The sequence below is a fragment of the Sulfurisphaera ohwakuensis genome (genome assembly GCF_009729055.1).
GTDB lineage: Archaea > Thermoproteota > Thermoprotei_A > Sulfolobales > Sulfolobaceae > Sulfurisphaera > Sulfurisphaera ohwakuensis.
The window spans coordinates 2,055,309-2,075,355 of the sequence record NZ_CP045484.1 but is presented as its reverse complement, the minus strand read 5'-3'; the positions used below and the strand labels follow the sequence as shown (position 1 = coordinate 2,075,355).

The following is a 20,047-nucleotide window of genomic DNA, read 5'->3' as shown; positions in this document are numbered from 1 at the left end:
TTTACTCACCCCAATTTAATACATCTGAGTGTTCCTCAATTTCTTCTTTAGCTCTCTTCCATTCTTCTATTAAGTTGGGGTCGCTTCCAGCTAATTTTCCCTCAAACTTATCAATTTTTACTATAGCTGGCATCCTTACTATATTACCTACTATCACTGCTTCTCCGGTGTCTAAGGCTGAAAGACCTTCTACTATATCTTCACTAAGGTTGTCACTAGTTTCAAGCACGTATTTCTTATCAGAAGGCTCAACCATCTTAAGGATTATCTTGTTAGTCATTTGGCTTAAAATATTCTCGTCAATTCCTTTAGGTCTCTGGCTAACGATTATTAGACCAACACCGAATTTTCTCCCTTCTCTAGCAATTCTCCCAGCCCAATGTTTTGTTAGAGTATTACTATCTTTAGATAATAACACATGAGCTTCTTCAATAACTACTAATACTGGAAATCTTAAACCTATTTTTCTTTTCATCTTATTTTCTTTCCTAGAAGTTAATATTTTTCTTAAATAGTGAGAAACAATCGCATCAATTGCATCTTCATCTAGAGAACTTAAGTTTATTACATTTACTTTACCTATTTTTATTTTATCTACAACATCACCAGCAGTGAAGTCAATAATCTCGGAGTATCTATCTAGAAAGTCTTCTATTTTGTTAATAACCTCATCTTTACTATCTTTTCGTTTCTCGTTTTTACTTACTTCATCAACCTTTTTAAGTATTAAATTCCTAAAATTAATGTTAAGCTCATTATAATTTACATTACCATTTTTTAATTTTTCTCTAGTTTCTTCAAGAAAACTTTTGAATGCTCTCCTTAATATCCTATATTGAATTGTAGCATTTTCTCTAATTTCAAGTAATGTCGCAAATTCATCTGGAGTCAAATTTAGAGGATTTATTTTTGGTTCTATATCATTTAAATTCTTAATATCACTCTCATAATATTCTCCGTGATAATCAAAAATTAGCACTGATCCAAATACCTCAGATAACCTAGAGGAAAGAACAGCTACTGTATTAGATTTTCCAGACCCTGTTGCAGCTAGAATAGCTAAGTGTCTTGTTAATGCGTTTACTCTGATCCTAACCTCAACATCGCTTCCAATTAATTTACCAATCCTTATAGTCCCCTCAGAAAATATAGTACTTAGTTCTTCGTTAGTTGCTAATCTTACAGGTGTTCCAGCTACTGGAGGTAAGTCAGGCTGAGAGAGTTTTCCGTCCAACTTACAAAGTAACTTAACTTTAGCTTTCATGTAAATAGGAATTTTATTCCCCATTTGTTTTATTCGCTGTATAAGTTCAATATCATTGAGACTATCATCAACTAAAGGACTTCCGGTAGTAATTAACGTTACTAAGCCTAATACTTTTTCATCATCATATTCTAAGGTAACGTAGTAACCCGATCTTACTTTTTTCTCTAATAACACGTTTGCTTCTTGAGTAGTTGCTGAACCAACTACATAACCAATTATCATATAAAAATAGATTAAATAGAAGAGCTTAAATAATTTCGATGAGGAAAAAGGTAATACCAAAAAATAGCTTTAAAGTGCACCAGCAACTTTTCTTGCTGTTCTTGCAATATCTTCTTCTTGCTCAGCATATGCGCATAACATTGCTTCTATATCACTATAACCTTCAGCCTTAGCTGTTAGGGCTACTTTGTTATATTCTGCAACATGTTCAGCATTTTCTTTTTCTGCAAATTTACTTAATACTTCTTTTACTGATAATAATTCAAGAACTTTTCTTGCTGTTTCAGCAATGTTTTTCTCTTCTTCTGCATATGCGCATAACATTGCTTCTATATCACTATAACCTTCAGCCTTAGCTGTTAATGCAACATTATTGTATGTGCTTACGTGTTCTTCACTTTCTTTTTCTACGAATTTATTTAATATTTCTTTTACTTCTACGAGGGCCATTTTGGGAAACCCCCTTATATCTATCTTCTCTTTGAATATATAAAGATTTGTTTATCTATTTACGTTTATATTTTAAAATAGTATTCCTTACATTAAATCTGAGCCAGATTTAAGTAATTCTTCAAACCATTGCTTAGCTTCATTGTATTTTTCGTTAGCTTTTGCTAATAATTCTTCTTTAGATTTTTCATCTGTAACTTTGTCGGAAAGGATTTTGCTAAGCATATATTGTGTAGCTGTATATGCAAACTTCTCTTTAATCTCTTTGGTTTCAGTTTTTTCTAGTTCATTGAGCCAATTTCTCAGATATTCTGTTCCTAAATATTTATTCATTTTTTCAAAAATTCCTTTAGCATGTCCTAACTCTACTAATGCTTTTTCTCTTAGCATCTTAGCTTCTTCTTTTTTATTCAATTCCTCAAGTTTTTCTGATAAAAAATATAGAAATAAGTGATCTTCACTATTAGCTAGGAATAATTCTTTTAATCCCATTTCGGTTTTTGTTCCCTTCATGAGTAAAGGATAATAGTTTAAGTATAAAAATATTTAAAAGAAAGTGTGATGAATGACTTCAATTCTGATCGGTGAAGAAGTAACCCGAAACTGAGATAAATCCCTACTCAACATTTTATATTAATGATAGACACAAAAAGAATGCGTGCTATTGAAATAAATAGCGAGGCTTTAGGAATTCCAACTCTTCTATTGATGGAAAATGCTGGAAGAAGTGTAAAAGATGAGATCTTAGCAAGGATTAAACCGAATAATGCAGTAATATTTGTTGGACATGGAGGAAAAGGAGGGGATGGGTTAGTAACTGCAAGGCACTTAGCTGGCGAAGGTGTTAAGGTAAAAGTTATTATTTTAGGAGAAAATAAGCACAGAGACGCGGTTTTTAACTATAATGCTATTCTTGACATGGACTATTCTATTGAGATTAATGAAATAAAGGATCTTGAAGAGTTGAAACCAGTTGAAGCTGATGTGTTAGTAGATGCAATGTTAGGTACAGGATTTAGGGGAAAACCAAGGGAACCATTTGCTACGGCAATAAGAGTATTTAACGAGAGTAAAGGTTTCAAAGTCTCAATAGATCTACCTTCTGGGATAGACGCTGATACTGGTGAAGCTCCAGGAGAATATGTTAAGCCTGATTTAGTAGTGACTTTTCACGATATGAAGAAAGGGTTATTGAGATATAATTTTAATGTAATTGTAAAGAAAATTGGAATACCACCAGAAGCTGAAATTTACGTTGGTCCAGGTGATGTAGTAGTTAGCATAAAGAAAAGGGATTATAAATCTAAGAAAGGTGACAATGGTAGAGTATTGGTAATAGGTGGTAGTTATACTTTTACCGGAGCGCCTACTTTGTCAGCATTAGCGGCATTAAGAACTGGAGCCGATTTGGTTTACGTTGCTTCTTCTGAAGATACCGCTAAAATTATAGCTGGATACTCTCCAGATTTAATTACTATAAAACTTTCTGGTAAAAACATCTCACCTAATAATTTAGAGGAATTAAAACCCTGGATAGATAGGGCTGATAGTGTAATCATAGGACCTGGAATGGGTTTAAGTGAAGAAACTATAGAAGCATCAAAAATGATTGTGAACTACTTAATGGAAAAGAACAAGCCTGCGGTAATTGATGCCGATGCTTTAAAGGCAATTTCTGGGTACAAGCTCTATCCGAATGCCGTAATAACTCCTCATGCTGGAGAATTTAAGATATTTTTCAAGGAAGAGACTGAAAAAGATATAAGAAAAAGAATTACTCAAGTTGTAGCTAAGGCTAAGGAGTGTAATTGTGTCGTTTTACTAAAAGGCTATGTAGATATAATAAGTGATGGTATGGAGTTCAGACTAAATAAAACCGGTAATCCTGGAATGACTGTGGGAGGGACTGGTGATACCTTGACTGGTATTGTAGGGACGTTTCTTGCTCAAAAATTATCTCCTTTCGATGCTGCTGCAATAGGTGTGTTTGTGAATAGTTTATCGGGGACTTTAGCTTACTCTGAATTAGGGCCTCATATTACTCCTTCTGATATTTTAAATAAAATTCCGATTGTATTAAATGATCCCATAGAATCATTTAAGAAAAAAATATATAAGAGAATTATTAATTCATGATTTCTTATTTTTTATTATATCAAGAGCTTTGTCCGCATGTTCTTCGGCTTTCTTTAAATTTCTGAGTATTTCGATAATTTTTCCTTCTGGATCGATAATAAAGGTGACTCTTTGGGCACTAGTTCCTTTTTCATTTAATACTCCGTAAGTTTCAATTATCTTTTTTTCCTTATCTGCGACAACTGGGAACTTAGCATTATATTTCTCAGCGAACCTTTTTTGCGTAGTTATACTATCAGCACTTACTCCTATTACTTCAGCATTTAATTTTTTAAACTCTTCATAGAGTTCTGAAAATCTTTGTATTTCTCTAGTACATCCTGGCGTAAATGACTTAGGATAGAAGTATAGGACTACGAATTTACCTTTATAATCTGAAAGCCTAATTTTACCTAATGTAGATTCTGCTTCAAAATCTGGTGCTGGGTCACCAATATTTGGTGGCATAAAATATCAAAACTCGAACCAACTTTTATAGTTTAGTTTAAAAAGGGATAACTCGAGTTATTAAGGAAATGAGAAAGATACCTAGGACTATGTCAACTCAACATCCAGATAATGCGAGAGTACCAGAGTGGAGTAGAAGTGAAGTTATTAGTGGTGAAAGTGAAGTTATTGAGGCTTATTTAGCTTATGAGCATTATGGTGTAGATGAGGTTATGTGGGATGCTGAAGGAAAAGATGTTGACACTCATGTAGTGAGAAAACTTCTAACACAGTATCCTGAATTTTTTAAAGAGAAGATCTTAGGTAGGGACATATTCCTTACCTACAGGATACCTAATCCAAAAATTGAAGGAGCAGAAAAGAAAGTATTTGCTGAGACAATGGAAAGTATTCCAATTACTTATGATCTGGCCGAAAAATTCTTTAATACTAAACCTACACCACCAGTGTTTGAGGTAATTTTACCTTTTACAACAGATTATAAAGAATTAATTGCAATTGTGAAATATTATGAAGTTGCTATAGTGAATAAAGAGAATGTAAAATTAGTTGATGACATCTATGTAAAAGATCTAATTGGCGAGATAAATCCTAAAAGTATTGAAATTATTCCTTTGATAGAAGATAGAGATTCTATGTTTAGGATAGATGAAATAGTAGGTGAATACATTAAAGCGATGAAACCTCCTTATATGAGAGTATTCTTAGCTAGATCTGATCCTGCAATGAATTATGGTCTTATTTCAGCTGTGTTATCTGTAAAATATGCTTTGAACAGACTGGGTAAGATAGAGAAAAATTATGGCATTAAAATATTCCCTTTAATAGGGGTAGGTTCATTGCCGTTTAGAGGACATTTTAATCCTATGAACTTTGAAAAAGTAATAGATGAGTATAGGGGAGTCTATACTTTTACAGTGCAATCTGCTTTTAAATACGACTATGAGGATAATGAAGTTATTAATGCTATTAGAAAGATTAATGAGAGAGAAATATCTGAATTTGAATTATTAGATGAGGAAGAAGAAAAGATATTACATAGAATAGCTAGCGTTTATACTTCTTCGTATCAACCAATAATAGAAAGTTTAGCAGATGTAATAAATAAAGTAGCACTACTCTTACCTAGAAGAAGAGCTAGAAAATTACATATAGGCTTGTTCGGTTATTCTAGGAGTACAGGTAAAGTCACTTTACCAAGGGCAATAGCTTTCACTGGTGCATTATATTCAGTTGGTATACCCCCAGAACTTATAGGCATATCTTCACTGTCTACTCTTACTGAAAAAGAATGGTATATATTAGAGAAAAATTATAGATATATTAAACATGATCTTCAAGCCGCTGCTAGGTTTGTAAGTTATGAATCATTGAACTTAATGAAAGAGATCTGGAATGTGAGTAAAGAGACTATAAAGAAAATTATGGAGGATTTATCATATGCAGAAAATACTCTTAACATTAAAATAGGTGACTCAAACTCTGTGGGTAGGAAACATGCATTAATATCCAGTTTAGCACTAATAGCATTAAAAGAGGGTAACATCGATGAAGCTAAGAGTTACCTTTTAGAAATGGCAAAAATAAGAAAATCATTAGGATGAGGATATTAATAAATGGATTATTGCAATTTGATTCTGGTAAGACTACTTTTTCCTTGCATTTATTGAGAGAACTGAGGAATATCGGTTACGATTTTAGACCATTAAAGCCGGTAGCTGGGCATAATGTGTGGTATAGTTTTTCTACATTACTAAGAAGTAGAGAACTAAAAATTCTAGCAGGTAATGATGCATTAAAATATTATGACGAGACTGGTATACCAGTAGAAGAGATAAATCCATTTGCAATTTTGTTTTCACCACCAGATATAGAAAAAGTTCAAATGAATATCAGATTATATAATGAATTAATTAATGCTGGTGTACCAGTCATGATTAGATATTATGATTGTAATAAAGTTTATCATTTGTATTCTTCTGTATTTTACTCAATTATACCGGACTCAATAAGGAATCCTTTAGAGGAATTCTTAGAAGAAGTTCATGCTATGGAAACGCAGCCAGAAAAAATAAGGGAACTCATAGACTCTTCTCCAATATTAGCAGATAATTGCGTATCAAAATTTATAAATTCAAATGTTATAATTGAATCTTACAATGATGCATTGGCACCTACAACGTTATCCACAAAAGTGGATTTAGTCTTTGCAGTATTCCCTGGAAAGGTATTTCTTTTGCAAGATTTTAATAAAGTTATTCAGCTTTTTTCTTCTCCTCCATGGAACATTAAGGTTTCGACATTTATAAAATATTCAAAAGTGTTAAGTTGGAAAATATATCCAGCAGTTAATGTAATTGATAAGAGTTTGATAGATTTCATTTCTAATAAGATTGAGGAAGAAGAAAAGTATAAAAGCTAGTATTTGAAAATGAATCTTTAACCAGATAACAAATTTTTTAGTCTTAAAAATTAACTATTCATTCATGAAAGATAACTTTGTTAACGTAAAAGGGGCTAAAATTCATTTTATCGAAGAAGGGGAAGGAAAACCATTCTTATTATTTCACGGAGCTAGATTTAATGCGTATACTTGGGTAGAAACTGGAACAGTAAGTGCTATCTCATCAGCAGGATTTAAGGCAATTTCAGTAGATTTCCCTGGTTTTGGTAAATCGCAAAATGGTGATTTTGATTCTCTTTCAAGTTTCATTAAAGATTTTATGGACACAATGAATATACAAAAAGCATATCTTCTAGGAGCGTCTATGGGTGGTGAAGCAGTTTTAGGTTTTGCAGTTGATAACCCTAAGATGGTAGAGGGTTTAGTACTAGTAGGTGCAGTAGGAGTTCCTTCCTATGAAAGTAGACTCAAAAATCTGGACGGAAAACCAATACTTTTAATCTGGGGAGAAAAAGATAGTGTTTCTCCAAGAAGAAATGCCGAAATAGTTTTAAACCATGTAAAATCAGCTAAATTTATAATCGTTGGAAAACAGCATGCATGTTATCTTGATGATGCTAAGAAGTTTAATGAGGAAATAATAAAATTCTTGAAGGGAGAGTGAAGGATGGATGAAGAACTAAAGCAAAAATTACTAGAAATTTTAAAAGATAAAAGAATGTTAGAAATACTAAAACATTTAAAGAAAGCTAACGTAGACTATGGAAAATCAATAATGTTAAACACTAAAATTCCAATACAAGAAGTAGTAGATTTATTAGATAAACTTGAAAAAATAGGACTAATTGAGAGAGTTCATGGAGCTACGTTAAAAAACACTGAAGCTAAGTTTAAGTTAAGTAAAGAAGTCCATAAGCATCATACATATTATAAACTTACAAGGGAAGGAGATCATCTTTTAAGACAATTAGACGAGAAAGAGTTGATCGATGCATATATAGATCTAGTCAAAAATGATCAAATGGCTGTTGACATACTTAAAATTGCTGATGAAGTAAATGCGGATCATGCTTTAACTTATGCAAAATTACTTCATAAACCTTTAGAGGAAGTTACTCCTAAACTAGAAGAATTAGAAAGAACAGGATTACTTGAGGAGAAAAATGCTAAAATAATAAAATTTATAGATAGAAGATCTAAACCAAAAAAAGAAACACGTACTCATCATAAATATTACGGCTTATCAAGGATCGGAGAATTAGTTGTAAGAGAAATGAAAAGAAAGGGAATAATACCAAGATAACTACAACTTCTCCTTTACTTTATTATAAACTTCATTAATTAAATTTAACAAATTATGTTTCTCATTTATTTGCTCCGATATATAATCAGAATTCTCTTTTACAATCATAGTAATAACTTCATCTACTTTTCTCCTCAACATTAATTCTATCATTTTCATTCTTCTCTCTCTAATTCTTTTTTCAAATAAGCCCCTTTCCTTAATGAAAGATAAGTGTTCTTCAAATACGTCTACTAACTCTTTAATTCCTACACCTTTTATCGCTATAGTCTTAATTATTTTAGGTGTCCAACCATCTCTAAAATTTACTTCTGCGGTATCTAAAGCAAATCTTATAGCATCATATAGCATCTCAGCTTCAACCTTATCAGCCTTATTAACAATATACACATCTCCAATTTCCATTATACCAGCTTTTAAAGCTTGGATCTCATCTCCAGTACCTGGTACTGAAACAACTGCTATAGTATGAACACCATTTACTACATCAGTATCTGTCTGTCCTGCCCCTACTGTTTCAACAATTATTCTGTCAAATCCCAAACCGTCCAACGCTTCAATTAGCATTAAAGCTTCAGAAGATATTCCTCCTAAATTTCCCCTAGATGCTATACTCCTAATAAAAACGTTACCGCTGACCTCCTTACCAACCATTCTAATTCTATTTCCCATAAAAGAGCCCATACTAAATGGACTAGAAGGATCAATTAAAATTACACCAACTCTATGACCTCTCCTTACATATTCTGAAATTAATTCTGAGATCAAAGTACTTTTACCAGCACCTGGTGACCCGGTAATTCCTATAACGTGGGCTTTACCAGACCTTTTAATTAACTCTTGTAAGCTTTCGAGTCCCTCTTGAGTAAAATACTCTATTTTTGTTAAAAGTCTGGAGATTGCTAATTCCTCACCAGCTAAAGCTTTTTCAAGAAGCAACCTTTATGCCCCTTTTAGCCTCTACAGCCTTTGTTATTTTCTCGACTACCTCTTTTAGGCTAGAACCAGGTAAAAAGACTTCATCAACACCCATCTCCTTAAGTTTTGGTATATCTTGAGGTGGTATAACTCCACCTACAACTAATACAACGTCATTTAATCCTTTTTCGCGCATAAGGTTTACAACATAGGGTACTAATTCCAGGTGAGCACCACTTAAGATACTAATGCCAATAACATCTACGTCCTCTTGTATTGCAGATTTTACTATCTGCTCTGGGGTTTGCCTTAAACCGGTATAAACGACTTCCATTCCCGCATCCTTTAATGCTCTTGCTATTACTTTAGCACCTCTATCATGGCCATCTAGACCTAATTTTGCAACTAAAACCTTAATCCTTTTCTGGCTCATCAGTATATAGTAAGTTTAAATTGCTTAAATTTTAGTATGATACTAATTATGAATATAAATATAGATCAATATCATTGCAAATTTTATATAATGGTCCTTAAACTAAATAGTGTAATAATCAGAATAGGGACACTACTTGAGAGAAAAGGTCGATATTATGTCTATAACTTGGAAACGATAAACGGTGAGATAAAGGAAACTTACGTGTGTCCTTTAGTTAACGTTGTAGAGACTTACATTAAATTGAAAGATAATAGCATTGGAGGTAATAAGGAATATTCTCCTACAATGGGGCCGGCGGGATTTGAACCCGCGACCACAAGGGCCCAAGCCTTGCGTCCTAGTCCAGGCTAGACTACGGCCCCAGCAATATTATTTTTTAGATTATCTTTATTTAAGTCTTTCCCTTAATTATTCAAGTATATTTTCGGATTTTTACTCAATTGAGAATATTGAGAATGATATAATCCAAATGCTATTAACTAGTGTTTCAGGAAGTTAAAAGTGACAAAACGACAAATATAGTCTCTTTCATATATGGTGATGTCAAACTAATAATGAAAAATTTACATTCATTAGTTTATTATTTCTCTATCTATAGAGTGAAATGTTTCTGGATAATTCTTAGTAAGAGAATTTTGATTATACAAACTAATTATTGTACATTGGCTATATTAAAATTCAAAACCTTGAATCCAATAAATTATCTAAGAGAATACCATAAGTAATCCTTAAGTTAACACCGTAAGGTTTATTTATCTGAGTATCGTAAGATAACTTGAGGAAATATGGTAACAGTAAAGTTCAAGTATAAGGGAGAAGAAAAGGAAGTAGACATTTCAAAGATAAAGAAAGTTTGGAGAGTCGGAAAAATGATATCATTCACATATGACGACAATGGTAAGACTGGTAGAGGTGCTGTAAGCGAAAAAGATGCACCAAAAGAATTACTACAAATGTTAGAAAAATCTGGAAAGAAATAAAGAGCTAAAAAGCTAAAAATTTTATTTTTAAGTTACTTTTTCTTTCTTTGATCTAAGAATACTTGAAGTTTATACCCTGTCCATACGGTTTGTCCAGGTTTTACCCATTCTATTTCTACATCATCTGGATTGATTCCTAATCTACTTCCCAAAATCTCTTTAGCTTGTTTTTCATACTGAGGATCTACAAATTCTCTTCTGGTCTCTATCCTAATCTTTAATTTATCCATCTCATTATCATAGACAATTATGTTATACATTCCAGTAGTATCTGGTATCTCATTTACCGCATCTTCTACATAAATTGGGAATAATAATTTTCCTTTTACTCTAAACATCCATTCTACTCTTCCAGGTATTGGTTCTGCGAATCTCATATGAGTAATTCCATATTTAGGGTCTGGATCAACAATAAATTCGTTTTTAACATAATCACCTAAACTATAACGTATTAGTGGCATAGTAAAATGGTTTAATAATGTTGCGATTAATTCTCCCCTCTCACCTTCACTTACTGGTTCATCAGTCTTCGGGTCTACTATATCAAAGATTTCCATATCTTCCCATACTACTAATTGTCCCTCAGATCCAGGAACTTCAATAGCCATATGCCCATCTGTTGTTCCCCATACATTAATAGCTAATTCAGCATTTGGGTGAACGCTAAATAATTTTTTCTTAGTATTTTCAGCAGCTGCTCCTCCATGTAACAATAGTACTTTAAATGGTGTATCCCAACCCTCTAGTTTAGCTTCTTCTCCAATAAGTCTATGTAGCCATGGAGTTGTAGCAAAGACATCAACTTTCCATAGTTTGAAGATTAGCATATGCCTATTTTTCCAGCTAAAGAACGTTTCTCCTCCACCAGCAATTGCTGTTGCACCACATCTCCACATTGCAGTTTCAACTACTGGTGGTCCCCAACTATAGAAACCACTCATATTTAAATAATTAGCATAAACTACAGTTGGTTTAACTCCAGCAAAAGTCCATAAATACCTTGCTTGTCCTTCCTGGAAGTAGTCCATTTCTAGGGCTCCCCATCCTTGAAAAGTAGGTAATCCAGTAGAACCAGAAGTAGCGCCAACAAACCTAATTCTTTTTGCTAATTCTGGATGAAAAATAGTTCCGAATGGAGGATTCTGTTGTAAATCTTTTCTTAATTCATCTTTTCTTAATATAGGTATCTTTACTACATCTTTCCAGTCCTTTATCATTTCCGGCTCAAATCCCTTTTCCTTCCAAAATCTTCTATAGAATGGTATATTCTCCCATGCCCATTTTACTATCCTTTTTAGCCTAAATGTCTTAATTTTGTCCAGTTCCTCTCTTGATAGTGCCATAATTTTCTTATTCCATAAAACTTCAGAAGGATTTGGAGGATAGTCTGGTCTAATAAAACCTTGATCTCTCAATTCCTTATGGATTGCCTCATATTCAGCTAAAACACTAGACATATGCTTAAATTGTATAAACAGTTTAAAAAATATTAATACTTGTAAAACCCTTCTCCAGACTTCTTGCCTAGTTTGCCTTCTTTTATCATTTTTTCTAAAAGATTAGTTGGTCTATACGCATCATATCCTTTAGCATAAATATCCTTTAGATATGCATACACGTTATCTAATCCGAGTTCGTCAGCCATTTCAAGAAGTCCTTTAGGGAAATTGAATCCATAGATCATTACAGTATCTATATCCTTAGCACTAACTATTTCATTTTCTATCATCCAGCTAGCTTCATTAACTGCTAAGGAAATTAGTTTTGCAGGGTCTACCTTGCTTTCGTTAGGTAGTTGCACTTTCATATACTTACCCGGTGCTGGATATGTGTAAAATCCTTTACCACTTTTTACTCCTAAACTTCTTTCTGCCACTTTATTCTTATATATACTACATTTTACGTCTGGGGTTCCTCTGGTAACTAAAACGTTCCAAATGTCTACTACTACATCTAAGCCTACATAATCGGCTAATTCAAACAATCCCATAGGTAATTTTAATTTATTTCTTGCTGCACTATCTACTTCCTCAATACTTCCTTCTCCATTTTCTACCTCTCTACATGCTTCTTGGAGGAGTCTAATGAATATTCTATTGCTTACAAATCCTGGTATTTCATACTTTAGCTTAACTGGTATTTTATTCATCTTTTTTGCTAGTTCTATTGTGAGATTAGTTACTTCGTCTGATGTATATTTACTTGGTATGACTTCAACTAATTTCATTATAACTGGAGGGTTAAAGAAGTGCATTCCTATTACTTTATCTTTCCTTTTAGTTGCTTCAGCAATGTCTGATATTGGTATAGAAGATGTATTCGTAGCTAATATAGTATGAGAAGGTGTGATATCATCTAATGATTTAAATACATTTTTCTTTAATTCTAAATTTTCTGGTACTGCTTCAATTGCAAAATCTGCGTCTTTCGCAATATCATAAGAAGTATTAAACTCCATTCTTCCTAGTATATCTTCTACTTTTTCTTTAATTTGTCCTTTTTCATATAATCTTGTTACTGATTCTGTTATCCTATCTTTAGCTCTATTAAGAAAATCCCATGATATATCTATTAAACCTACTTTAAAACCACTCAGTGCTGCAACTTCTGCTATACCATGTCCCATAGTTCCGGCTCCTACAACTACAATCTTTTTTATCATCAAGAGTAAAATAACCTATTAATTATTAAATATCACGGTTTGTTTGCTAGTAATTAAATAGTAGTAAATGTTTTTAAACTAGTTTTGTAAGATATAAGTATGAGCTTGAGTGTAAGTATAGTCTACAGGAAAGCGAGACCAGATGATTGGAAAGGGATATTAGAATTATATAATTCTCTTTCGGATGATGATTTGTACTTAAGGTTCTTCACATTTCATAAACTTACAGAAGAAGAAGCCAAAAAAATTGCGGATACAAAAGAGCATTATACTGTAATAGCAGAAATAGATGGTAAAATCGTAGGCGAAGCATCGATTTATTTTGATGGTGAGTTTGCTGTTGTGGTTCACCCAGATTATAGGAGACTAGGAATAGGAACAGAGTTAGTAAAAAAACTTATTGAATTCGCTAAAAAGACTGGTATAAAAAGAGTTAGATTCTATACGTTACCTGAAAATTATCCTATGATAAAAATTGGTAAAAAATTAGGTTTTAAGATTATAGAAAGAGAAGATGAGGTTTATGCATATCTAGATTTGGCCAATGAAAATGTTATTTTAGAAAAAACATAGTAACATACTATAAAAGTAATTTTATTAAATGTTGTTGTATAGTGTTAAAGTGAGAATCTTGCCAAAAAAGATAATAGTACCTTGTGAAGTTGCTGTTAAAGATGTCATACCAGCTATTAAAGCATTATTAGCTATTAAACTTTCTGAAAGAGGGTATAGTCAGAAAGAAATAGCAGAAATCCTTGATATTTCTATAGCAGAAGTGAATTATTTATTAAAGGGAAAGAGGGGAGATGAGGAGTTAAAGAAAATACTAAGCAAAGATAGCGATTTCATGGATCTTTTAGAATCATTTTCTAGAAAAATTGTGAATAATGAAAAAAGTACAGATCCTTTATCATTATGCGTTTTATGTAGTTATGCAAGGAGAAAAGTATTAAAACAAGAGCAAGCATGTCCATATGATATAACGTGATGAGCTTCCGGGCTCTGGATAAGATGAAGAGGACTGCAAGCGCTGATTCTTTAAAAAATTTTAGTATAAGCTATAAATTACTAGTTTATAGGAAAGATAAAAAGATCTTTATTTATTATAAGTAATATTATATGTCAAATAATATATATATTTGTTTATCATATATTGATAATTTGTAGTTTTGTTGAAGATTTAGTAAAACAATTCTAAATATATATTATTAATTTGTCAAATGAAGTTTATAATTCTAAATTTAGATATAAATCTAATAATATATATATATTTACATAGACTAAATAAAACGATATCATATTTTGAAGATTGTAATAGTTTTGTGAGTCTAAAGAATTTTTACATCAGAATATATAGTGTAAAATAACATATAAAAAAGAGGTTTACTTTCTTCTAAGTAGGATTATAACTATAGCTATTATTATAACGACTACTATTGCTATAATAATGTAATTTGTTATATTAGAAGACGTAGTTGTGGTTGGATGAGTAACGGTTAAGATACTTGAGGACGTTGTTAATGTACTTACACTACTTGTTGTTGTAGTAGTTATAGAAGGCGTTGTTGTAGTAGCTACTGTACTTGTTGTCGTAGTTGAGCTTATTGTAGTAGTTACTGGTACTGGTTCTACTGTAATTGTTTCTGCTTTGCTCATTGATGTGTTTCCGAATATATTTGACGCCGTTACAGTGATTAAATAAGTCCCATTCTTAGTAATATTAAATGAAACCACTTTTATGTTAGGCGGATAAGTTCCTATCAGTGTTGAGTTAAGGTATATTGAAATACTATTCACGCCTAGCAATGTAGCATTTGGTTCATTTATATATAAGAATACTTCCGTAATACCTGGTTCTTGCTGTATTTCCATTTTAAATTCTGGCTTGGTAGGTTTTGAAAGAGGAACCGTATAGTAATAATAAGAGATGGTAGTTTGTTGTGTTGACGTATTGATTGCTTGCTGAAAGATAATTAGTTTGAACTGTGTTGGATAAGCTTCAACACCAATAGGTACATTTATCTGTTCAATTGACGTTGATGTAAATGATATATTGTCATATTTTAACCACTTTCCGTTCATATAAACGTAAGTATTCACAGTAAATGTGACACCACCTAATGAGATTGAAGTTAAACTGATTGTTATCAGCAAATCATTGTAATACATGTAAGAGAGAGAAACACCTGATGTAGGTGTGCTTATGTTAGTTAATATATATCCAGACGCATTTATTAAGCTCGTAGTGTTATTAGTAGTTATTATAAAGAGTGAATTGTTAGAGTTATATACTGTACTAGGTGGAGATACAATATTCGTAAAAGTCTTAGTTATAGACTTATTTTGTAGATCGTAAACTTCAATGTTGTATAGGGTTTCATTTACACCTACTTGAGGACTTCCAAAATAGTTAATTGCAATAACTACATAATTGGAGCTGAAAGCCAGTAAAGAAACTTGGATTGCTTGAGTTATGTTAAGTATATATTTATTAATCACCGTAGTTCCGTTTATTTCTACTAGAGTGTAATAACTTTCGTTTTTAATTATTGCAAAGGCCATATATCCGTTAGTTATCACTGAAGTTATATTAGTGTTCTTTATTATTGGGATATAAGATAAAGATGTACCGTTAAAGTAAACATAATATAATGTAACGTTAGGAACTAGAGATAGAAGTGAAGTTATTTGTGAAGAGGTACCAGAAAATGTTACATTGCCCTTATGTGCTAGAACATAGTATATTATACTGTTATTAACTGTTACACCACTAGCTTGTGTGACTCCAAAAGGTAACTCAAATGTCTTATTATTATATAGTATTGAAGAGTTTAGATATAATGTAGTCTTTGTCAACGTACTATATGTTGAAAGATTTATTGTATTGTTAATCTTCATTTCGATGGCGTCAGTAATAATAGCATAATTTCCCTTATAAAATACTAAAGATTCTGGGAGAGGTAATTGTCCTTCCGTTATACTTACTACACTTTCACTCTGCACTAATATAGGTGTAGAAAACTCTATTAAAAAGAGAGTTAGTAACAGAATTGTTACAACAAATTTAACTCTCTTCATTACTTTTTATTACTAAACTTGATTTTAAAAATTATTCGTTATAAGTCCAATTGAATTGTTCTTCAGCCTCCAATTTAACGAAGATATTATATAACTTCTCATCGATATCTATTTCATCCCTCTTTAACATTTCGTCACTATGTTCACCAGGTAGATATTCCACAAATTGCTTTAGTACTGATAAACCGTGACAATCACCTTGAAGCTTAGGTAAAATAATCATGAACTCTCCCTTGTTTGGGCTCTTAGTTGTATCAAGAACACCTTGAACTTCAGTAGCTAATGCACTTCCTGTCAGAAAAGATACTAGTAATTCTAAGGTAATCATTAGGAAGAACCCTTTCATACCCCCTATGGGCAATAGTCCGCCTTGCAAAGCCTCATCCGGATCTGTAGTTATTTTACCGTCCTTATTTACTGCAACACCATAAGGTATCTTCTCTCCCTTTCTTTTAGCCTCAATAATTTTTCCTCTTGCGATAGGAGATAAAGACATGTCTAAAACTACAATCTTTTCACAAGGTATTGCAATACTTATAGGAGTAGTTGATATGACTTTTTTCGCAGTTCCAGGCTTTACTACTGCAGGTTCAGCATTTCCTATCATAATTGCAGGTTTTCCGAGTCTCATTGCTATCCTCCTAGTATAGTAGCCTAAAAAACCTATATGAGAGGAGTTTCTAACTGCGATTAGCGTTTCTTTTGGACTTTCTGTTAGATAGTGCCAAACTAGAATTCCTATGCTATAATTTGCATCATAAAGGACTGCATTATCCTCCCTTTTAATTTCTGTTAGCTTCACTGTTTTTCTTATTGTTCCTAAGTCTATCCCCTTAACGAGAGGGATAACTCTCTGGAGACCATGAGACGAATGACCCCTAAGCTCAGCCTCTACAAAATGCTTTGCAATAATTGATGGATTCTCAACTCCCCTCTTTTTTAGTATAGACTCGACTAGGTTCTCAGCCTCTTTAACTTTGATTTTCACGATATAAAAAAAGGATATATTAGATTATCAATCTTACTAATAATGTGAGTTTCGTCAAATTAAATAAACTTTGTAAATCAATACGATTCATGTTGTATTCCACTTTATTATATGATATAAATTTTAACTGAATAGTCTACAAAAAGAAACTAATGTAAGATAATTTTCTTCTAGGTTTGTCAGTAAGGGGCTAAATTTATAGCTTAGTCGGTATATTATGAAATGACTTAAGACTAAAAATCATGTTTTTATGTCATAATTTCTCCTATGAAATTTAAGTACTTCTCTGTAAATATCTATAATCTTCTCTCAACTTCTCTTTTAGAAGATCTTCTTTATTATCTTTATAGTGTAATCAGCGGAATGAACCAACTTCTATTTATCGTAACCCTTAAAGTTCGCTTTTATCACGTTAGCCAACGTTCATTTATGGAAGTTTATGCTAACGCACTATCCATTACTCTTTGAGTATTGCAGTTATATCCTTAATATGTACATTATTGAAAAACCATCTTAGGTTTAACCCAAGTTCTTACCATATATGTCAATTATAGATTTACTTATATTCTCAATATTAGCTATTAACAAATAATATCTTTACAAGGTTTTGATTGTTTTAATGAATCTTCAGACCAAGTAAAGTATTTAATTTTATTGGTAAATCTCTTAGCTTCCTCAAGTGTCTTTCATGAAGTTTTAAGTAATAATTGGTATCTTATATACTACTGCAGATACTACAAAAAGGTTTTTATTGCAAAAATTACTAACTTCATTAACTATAACATGGAGAACGTTTTAAATATCGTAAAGGGCTGAATCCTTTTTCACGTTAATAAAAATCTTTTTATATTTGATAATGTTAAAATTTTTTCGATAAAGATGATCTCTCACACCGATGTGGGCTATGCCCAAAAGGGTGAGGGAGATAACGGAGATGTGAGTCCCGTGCCGTTGGGCTCAAAGGAGTCCCATGACCCACAGTGGTTGAGGACTAAGTCCCTACACTCTCTCATTGAAGATAAAATGAGTGAAATGAAAGTGTAGGGACAAACGGTAAAATACTATTGGGAGTTCATGAGGTTATTTATCCTATAAACCTTAGTGATGAAAAATGTTTATGAAAATAATTTCTGGCTTTATAGGAGGTTTAGTGGAGTTACTCCTTTATTTAAACGATTTAAGGGTCTTTTCATGTATATCTCAGCATATCTTTCATGTGAACTCAGTGGTTCTGGGGCTTGCATTACATCTCATAGCTTCACTCATACTATTCGTAATAGGCTGCGAAATAGTTGAGAAGAGTGGAGTCTACGCTACCTCTTTAGTTTCTGCAACGATTTTGGGTATAATGTTTGGGTCTTCAGTCTTGGTACTCTTCAGTCTTCCAGTACATCTACTTTTTATACCATTTAAGGCAACGCTAAACTACTTATTTGCACACATATTTTATGGCCTTGTGTCATGCGTAGTCTACTATTTTATGAAGAGAATCAATTTTTCTTAATTTTAATGTAAATTTGAACTTTAGGTTTATAAAATGATTAAAATATTTAAATATTTAAACTAAAGAGCTCTTGATGAGCGATAAAGTTAAATCAACTAAGCCAGATGTGACACTTGATCTAAGAGGCGAACCCTGTCCAGAGCCTCAAATTGAAATAGTTAAAATGCTTAACCACATGAAAGAAGGACAAGTACTTGAAATACTCAGTGATGATGAACCAGCAGAACTTTCGATTCCAATTATATGTGAATCACGAGGTTATCCTTGTGAGATAGAAAGGCAAGGAAATAGTTTTAGAATAAGAATTTTGAAAACCAAATAAGAAATATTATTAATAAATAATAATTTTCTAGAGCGATAATATTATTCAAAAGATATTCATTTGTTTTAAGATCTTCCTATCTTTATTGAACATTATATAGATATTACTCAAATTAATCACTGTTGGGATTAAGCTTAAATAAATACTTTTTAACTATTTATCTATGAAAAGGTTCTATGTATTTGCTATAATAGGAATTGTTATTATATCATTACTTACCTCTATGCTATATATTAATTATATCTATCATAATAATTCAAAAACAACAGAAAAAGTTAAAAATGATTTCGACGTTAAAGGCTTTACATCTTTCTCTTAAGCTAAACACTACGAAAATCTACGCTGGGCAAGGTATTGGTATTGTGGTAGAGTTGTACTACAGTGGAAATAATCCTCTTTACATTAATGTAAGTTTTCCTATTGTATTCTCTTCATCAACTCCATGCGGAACTCAAAAGCTCGTAGGGTTTAAAGTTTTCAAGGGATATTACACTATAGAAAACATTTCTATGGCTAAGCCGTTATACTTTTATAAGCCGAGCGAATATTATTACTGTCCAGTAATATTTGCAGTAACTCAATATAAGTTGTTACCCATGAGTGATGAAATACAGCTTATATATAATGGGAGGCTTCAAGCTACAATGCATGATGTACTCATGGCATCCCTTAATGGTTACTGGATAGGGTCTAACTTTACTTACTTTCAGCCTGGAATATATACTGTCGAGGCAGTAGACTATTTTAACCAAACTGTTTTAGCTTATTTCACAGTACTGTGAGAAGTACGAGTTTTATTCTGTGTGAAAACATATAATCTGTTTCTCTTAATAATCAAATGCAAAGAAGATACTAGCTTATAATAGCATATGTATTTACATTTATTATTAGTACTTATCAAAAAACATTGTTTTCATTTAAAGTTCTTAA

At 32.1% G+C, this 20,047-nt stretch carries 23 protein-coding genes, 1 tRNA gene and 1 pseudogene; 14 read left to right on the top strand and 11 right to left on the bottom strand.

Annotated elements, in window-relative coordinates; all coding sequences use genetic code 11:
* Window position 1: 1 nt before the first annotated feature.
* From herA to D1869_RS11495, 3 genes are all read right to left on the bottom strand, one after another.
* The gene (gene herA / locus D1869_RS11505; RefSeq protein ID WP_156015205.1) at window positions 2-1,489 is read right to left on the bottom strand and encodes a DNA double-strand break repair helicase HerA; all 1,488 of its coding nucleotides are present in this window, start codon (window positions 1,487-1,489) and stop codon (window positions 2-4) included.
* Between the two features lie 69 nt (window positions 1,490-1,558).
* Window positions 1,559-1,939: a hypothetical protein gene (locus D1869_RS11500; protein ID WP_156015204.1), complete on the bottom strand. Its 381-nt coding sequence runs from the start codon at window positions 1,937-1,939 to the stop codon at window positions 1,559-1,561.
* Between the two features lie 87 nt (window positions 1,940-2,026).
* Window positions 2,027-2,452, bottom strand: coding sequence for a hypothetical protein (locus tag D1869_RS11495; protein ID WP_010980183.1), 426 nt, complete (start codon window positions 2,450-2,452; stop codon window positions 2,027-2,029).
* A gap of 123 nt (window positions 2,453-2,575) precedes the next feature.
* Here D1869_RS11495 and D1869_RS11490 point away from each other — a divergent pair, with 123 nt between their 5' ends.
* Entirely contained in the window at window positions 2,576-4,075 is a 1,500-nt protein-coding gene (locus tag D1869_RS11490) for an NAD(P)H-hydrate dehydratase (protein WP_156015203.1), read from the top strand.
* Here D1869_RS11490 and D1869_RS11485 read toward each other — a convergent pair.
* Window positions 4,070-4,522 (bottom strand): peroxiredoxin, encoded by a 453-nt coding sequence (locus D1869_RS11485; RefSeq protein WP_156015202.1) that lies wholly within the window; start codon window positions 4,520-4,522, stop codon window positions 4,070-4,072. The genes D1869_RS11490 and D1869_RS11485 overlap by 6 nt on opposite strands.
* Window positions 4,523-4,590: 68 nt before the next feature.
* Between D1869_RS11485 and ppcA the strand changes: the two genes are divergently transcribed.
* From ppcA to D1869_RS11465, 4 genes are all read left to right on the top strand, one after another.
* On the top strand, window positions 4,591-6,126 hold the full coding sequence (ppcA, locus tag D1869_RS11480; RefSeq protein WP_156015201.1) for a phosphoenolpyruvate carboxylase: 1,536 nt from the start codon (window positions 4,591-4,593) through the stop codon (window positions 6,124-6,126).
* Complete coding sequence (locus D1869_RS11475; RefSeq protein ID WP_156015200.1) at window positions 6,123-6,944, top strand: hypothetical protein; 822 nt, start codon at window positions 6,123-6,125, stop codon at window positions 6,942-6,944. The genes ppcA and D1869_RS11475 overlap by 4 nt, the downstream gene beginning before the upstream one ends.
* Window positions 6,945-7,008: 64 nt before the next feature.
* Window positions 7,009-7,590 carry an alpha/beta fold hydrolase gene (locus D1869_RS11470; RefSeq protein ID WP_156015199.1) on the top strand — a complete coding sequence of 194 codons (582 nt, stop codon included), beginning with the start codon at window positions 7,009-7,011 and terminating at the stop codon, window positions 7,588-7,590.
* 3 nt (window positions 7,591-7,593) lie between these two features.
* Window positions 7,594-8,229 (top strand): DUF2250 domain-containing protein, encoded by a 636-nt coding sequence (locus tag D1869_RS11465; RefSeq protein ID WP_156015198.1) that lies wholly within the window; start codon window positions 7,594-7,596, stop codon window positions 8,227-8,229.
* Here D1869_RS11465 and meaB read toward each other — a convergent pair whose 3' ends face one another.
* Both meaB and D1869_RS11455 read right to left on the bottom strand, forming a co-directional pair.
* Window positions 8,230-9,168: a methylmalonyl Co-A mutase-associated GTPase MeaB gene (gene meaB, locus D1869_RS11460; RefSeq protein ID WP_156015197.1), complete on the bottom strand. Its 939-nt coding sequence runs from the start codon at window positions 9,166-9,168 to the stop codon at window positions 8,230-8,232.
* Window positions 9,158-9,580, bottom strand: a complete 423-nt coding sequence (locus D1869_RS11455; RefSeq protein WP_221267068.1) for a cobalamin B12-binding domain-containing protein — start codon at window positions 9,578-9,580, stop codon at window positions 9,158-9,160. Before D1869_RS11455 ends, meaB begins: the two co-directional genes overlap by 11 nt.
* Before the next feature lie 36 nt (window positions 9,581-9,616).
* On the opposite strand from D1869_RS11455, the pseudogene D1869_RS11450 reads away from it, so the two are divergent.
* A pseudogene (locus tag D1869_RS11450) lies at window positions 9,617-9,841 on the top strand (putative integrase); the annotation flags it as partial.
* A 28-nt stretch (window positions 9,842-9,869) separates the two neighbouring features.
* Here D1869_RS11450 and D1869_RS11445 read toward each other — a convergent pair.
* Window positions 9,870-9,945, bottom strand: a tRNA-Pro gene (locus D1869_RS11445).
* 423 nt (window positions 9,946-10,368) lie between these two features.
* Between D1869_RS11445 and sul7d the strand changes: the two genes are divergently transcribed.
* Window positions 10,369-10,563 (top strand): Sul7d family chromatin protein, encoded by a 195-nt coding sequence (gene sul7d / locus D1869_RS11440; RefSeq protein ID WP_010978621.1) that lies wholly within the window; start codon window positions 10,369-10,371, stop codon window positions 10,561-10,563.
* 32 nt (window positions 10,564-10,595) lie between these two features.
* Here the strand turns inward: sul7d and D1869_RS11435 are convergent, their stop codons facing one another.
* Both D1869_RS11435 and D1869_RS11430 read right to left on the bottom strand, forming a co-directional pair.
* Entirely contained in the window at window positions 10,596-12,020 is a 1,425-nt protein-coding gene (locus tag D1869_RS11435) for an acyl-CoA synthetase family protein (RefSeq protein ID WP_156015195.1), read from the bottom strand.
* 32 nt (window positions 12,021-12,052) lie between these two features.
* A complete protein-coding gene (locus D1869_RS11430) occupies window positions 12,053-13,228 on the bottom strand; it encodes a 3-hydroxyacyl-CoA dehydrogenase (RefSeq protein WP_156015194.1) in 1,176 nt (391 codons plus the stop codon).
* A gap of 102 nt (window positions 13,229-13,330) precedes the next feature.
* Here D1869_RS11430 and D1869_RS11425 point away from each other — a divergent pair, with 102 nt between their 5' ends.
* Window positions 13,331-13,798, top strand: a complete 468-nt coding sequence (locus tag D1869_RS11425; RefSeq protein ID WP_375781473.1) for a GNAT family N-acetyltransferase — start codon at window positions 13,331-13,333, stop codon at window positions 13,796-13,798.
* Between the two features lie 58 nt (window positions 13,799-13,856).
* Window positions 13,857-14,213 carry a transcriptional regulator gene (locus tag D1869_RS11420; RefSeq protein WP_156015192.1) on the top strand — a complete coding sequence of 119 codons (357 nt, stop codon included), beginning with the start codon at window positions 13,857-13,859 and terminating at the stop codon, window positions 14,211-14,213.
* Window positions 14,214-14,608: 395 nt separating this feature from the next.
* Here the strand turns inward: D1869_RS11420 and D1869_RS11415 are convergent, their stop codons facing one another.
* Together D1869_RS11415 and D1869_RS11410 are read right to left on the bottom strand one after the other, a co-directional pair.
* Window positions 14,609-16,303: a hypothetical protein gene (locus D1869_RS11415; RefSeq protein WP_156015191.1), complete on the bottom strand. Its 1,695-nt coding sequence runs from the start codon at window positions 16,301-16,303 to the stop codon at window positions 14,609-14,611.
* A 31-nt stretch (window positions 16,304-16,334) separates the two neighbouring features.
* The gene (locus tag D1869_RS11410; RefSeq protein ID WP_156015190.1) at window positions 16,335-17,291 is read right to left on the bottom strand and encodes an Ldh family oxidoreductase; all 957 of its coding nucleotides are present in this window, start codon (window positions 17,289-17,291) and stop codon (window positions 16,335-16,337) included.
* 879 nt (window positions 17,292-18,170) lie between these two features.
* On the opposite strand from D1869_RS11410, the gene D1869_RS15195 reads away from it, so the two are divergent.
* From D1869_RS15195 to D1869_RS15570, 5 genes are all read left to right on the top strand, one after another.
* Window positions 18,171-18,335, top strand: coding sequence for a hypothetical protein (locus tag D1869_RS15195; protein WP_184650982.1), 165 nt, complete (start codon window positions 18,171-18,173; stop codon window positions 18,333-18,335).
* A 67-nt stretch (window positions 18,336-18,402) separates the two neighbouring features.
* Complete coding sequence (locus D1869_RS11405; protein WP_156015189.1) at window positions 18,403-18,795, top strand: hypothetical protein; 393 nt, start codon at window positions 18,403-18,405, stop codon at window positions 18,793-18,795.
* Window positions 18,796-18,868: 73 nt separating this feature from the next.
* Entirely contained in the window at window positions 18,869-19,117 is a 249-nt protein-coding gene (locus tag D1869_RS11400) for a sulfurtransferase TusA family protein (RefSeq protein WP_156015188.1), read from the top strand.
* A 163-nt stretch (window positions 19,118-19,280) separates the two neighbouring features.
* Window positions 19,281-19,436, top strand: coding sequence for a hypothetical protein (locus D1869_RS15190; protein WP_184650981.1), 156 nt, complete (start codon window positions 19,281-19,283; stop codon window positions 19,434-19,436).
* Window positions 19,399-19,899: a hypothetical protein gene (locus tag D1869_RS15570; RefSeq protein ID WP_231113619.1), complete on the top strand. Its 501-nt coding sequence runs from the start codon at window positions 19,399-19,401 to the stop codon at window positions 19,897-19,899. The genes D1869_RS15190 and D1869_RS15570 overlap by 38 nt, the downstream gene beginning before the upstream one ends.
* Window positions 19,900-20,047 lie beyond the last annotated feature (148 nt).

Bases quoted from the DNA above. Each gene is read 5' to 3' on its own strand.
- D1869_RS11455 (WP_221267068.1), bottom strand. From the start codon at position 9,580: ATGAGCCAGAAAAGGATTAAGGTTTTAGTTGCAAAATTAGGTCTAGAT.
- D1869_RS11465 (WP_156015198.1), top strand. From the start codon at position 7,594: ATGGATGAAGAACTAAAGCAAAAATTACTAGAAATTTTAAAAGATAAA.
- D1869_RS11405 (WP_156015189.1), top strand. From the start codon at position 18,403: ATGTTTATGAAAATAATTTCTGGCTTTATAGGAGGTTTAGTGGAGTTA.
- D1869_RS11435 (WP_156015195.1), bottom strand. From the start codon at position 12,020: ATGTCTAGTGTTTTAGCTGAATATGAGGCAATCCATAAGGAATTGAGA.
- ppcA (WP_156015201.1), top strand. From the start codon at position 4,591: ATGAGAAAGATACCTAGGACTATGTCAACTCAACATCCAGATAATGCG.
- herA (WP_156015205.1), bottom strand. From the start codon at position 1,489: ATGATAATTGGTTATGTAGTTGGTTCAGCAACTACTCAAGAAGCAAAC.
- D1869_RS11475 (WP_156015200.1), top strand. From the start codon at position 6,123: ATGAGGATATTAATAAATGGATTATTGCAATTTGATTCTGGTAAGACT.
- D1869_RS15190 (WP_184650981.1), top strand. From the start codon at position 19,281: ATGAAAAGGTTCTATGTATTTGCTATAATAGGAATTGTTATTATATCA.
- D1869_RS11495 (WP_010980183.1), bottom strand. From the start codon at position 2,452: ATGAAGGGAACAAAAACCGAAATGGGATTAAAAGAATTATTCCTAGCT.
- D1869_RS11485 (WP_156015202.1), bottom strand. From the start codon at position 4,522: ATGCCACCAAATATTGGTGACCCAGCACCAGATTTTGAAGCAGAATCT.
- D1869_RS11400 (WP_156015188.1), top strand. From the start codon at position 18,869: ATGAGCGATAAAGTTAAATCAACTAAGCCAGATGTGACACTTGATCTA.
- D1869_RS11490 (WP_156015203.1), top strand. From the start codon at position 2,576: ATGATAGACACAAAAAGAATGCGTGCTATTGAAATAAATAGCGAGGCT.
- D1869_RS11470 (WP_156015199.1), top strand. From the start codon at position 7,009: ATGAAAGATAACTTTGTTAACGTAAAAGGGGCTAAAATTCATTTTATC.
- D1869_RS15570 (WP_231113619.1), top strand. From the start codon at position 19,399: ATGATTTCGACGTTAAAGGCTTTACATCTTTCTCTTAAGCTAAACACT.
- D1869_RS11415 (WP_156015191.1), bottom strand. From the start codon at position 16,303: ATGAAGAGAGTTAAATTTGTTGTAACAATTCTGTTACTAACTCTCTTT.
- D1869_RS11500 (WP_156015204.1), bottom strand. From the start codon at position 1,939: ATGGCCCTCGTAGAAGTAAAAGAAATATTAAATAAATTCGTAGAAAAA.
- sul7d (WP_010978621.1), top strand. From the start codon at position 10,369: ATGGTAACAGTAAAGTTCAAGTATAAGGGAGAAGAAAAGGAAGTAGAC.
- D1869_RS15195 (WP_184650982.1), top strand. From the start codon at position 18,171: ATGATCTCTCACACCGATGTGGGCTATGCCCAAAAGGGTGAGGGAGAT.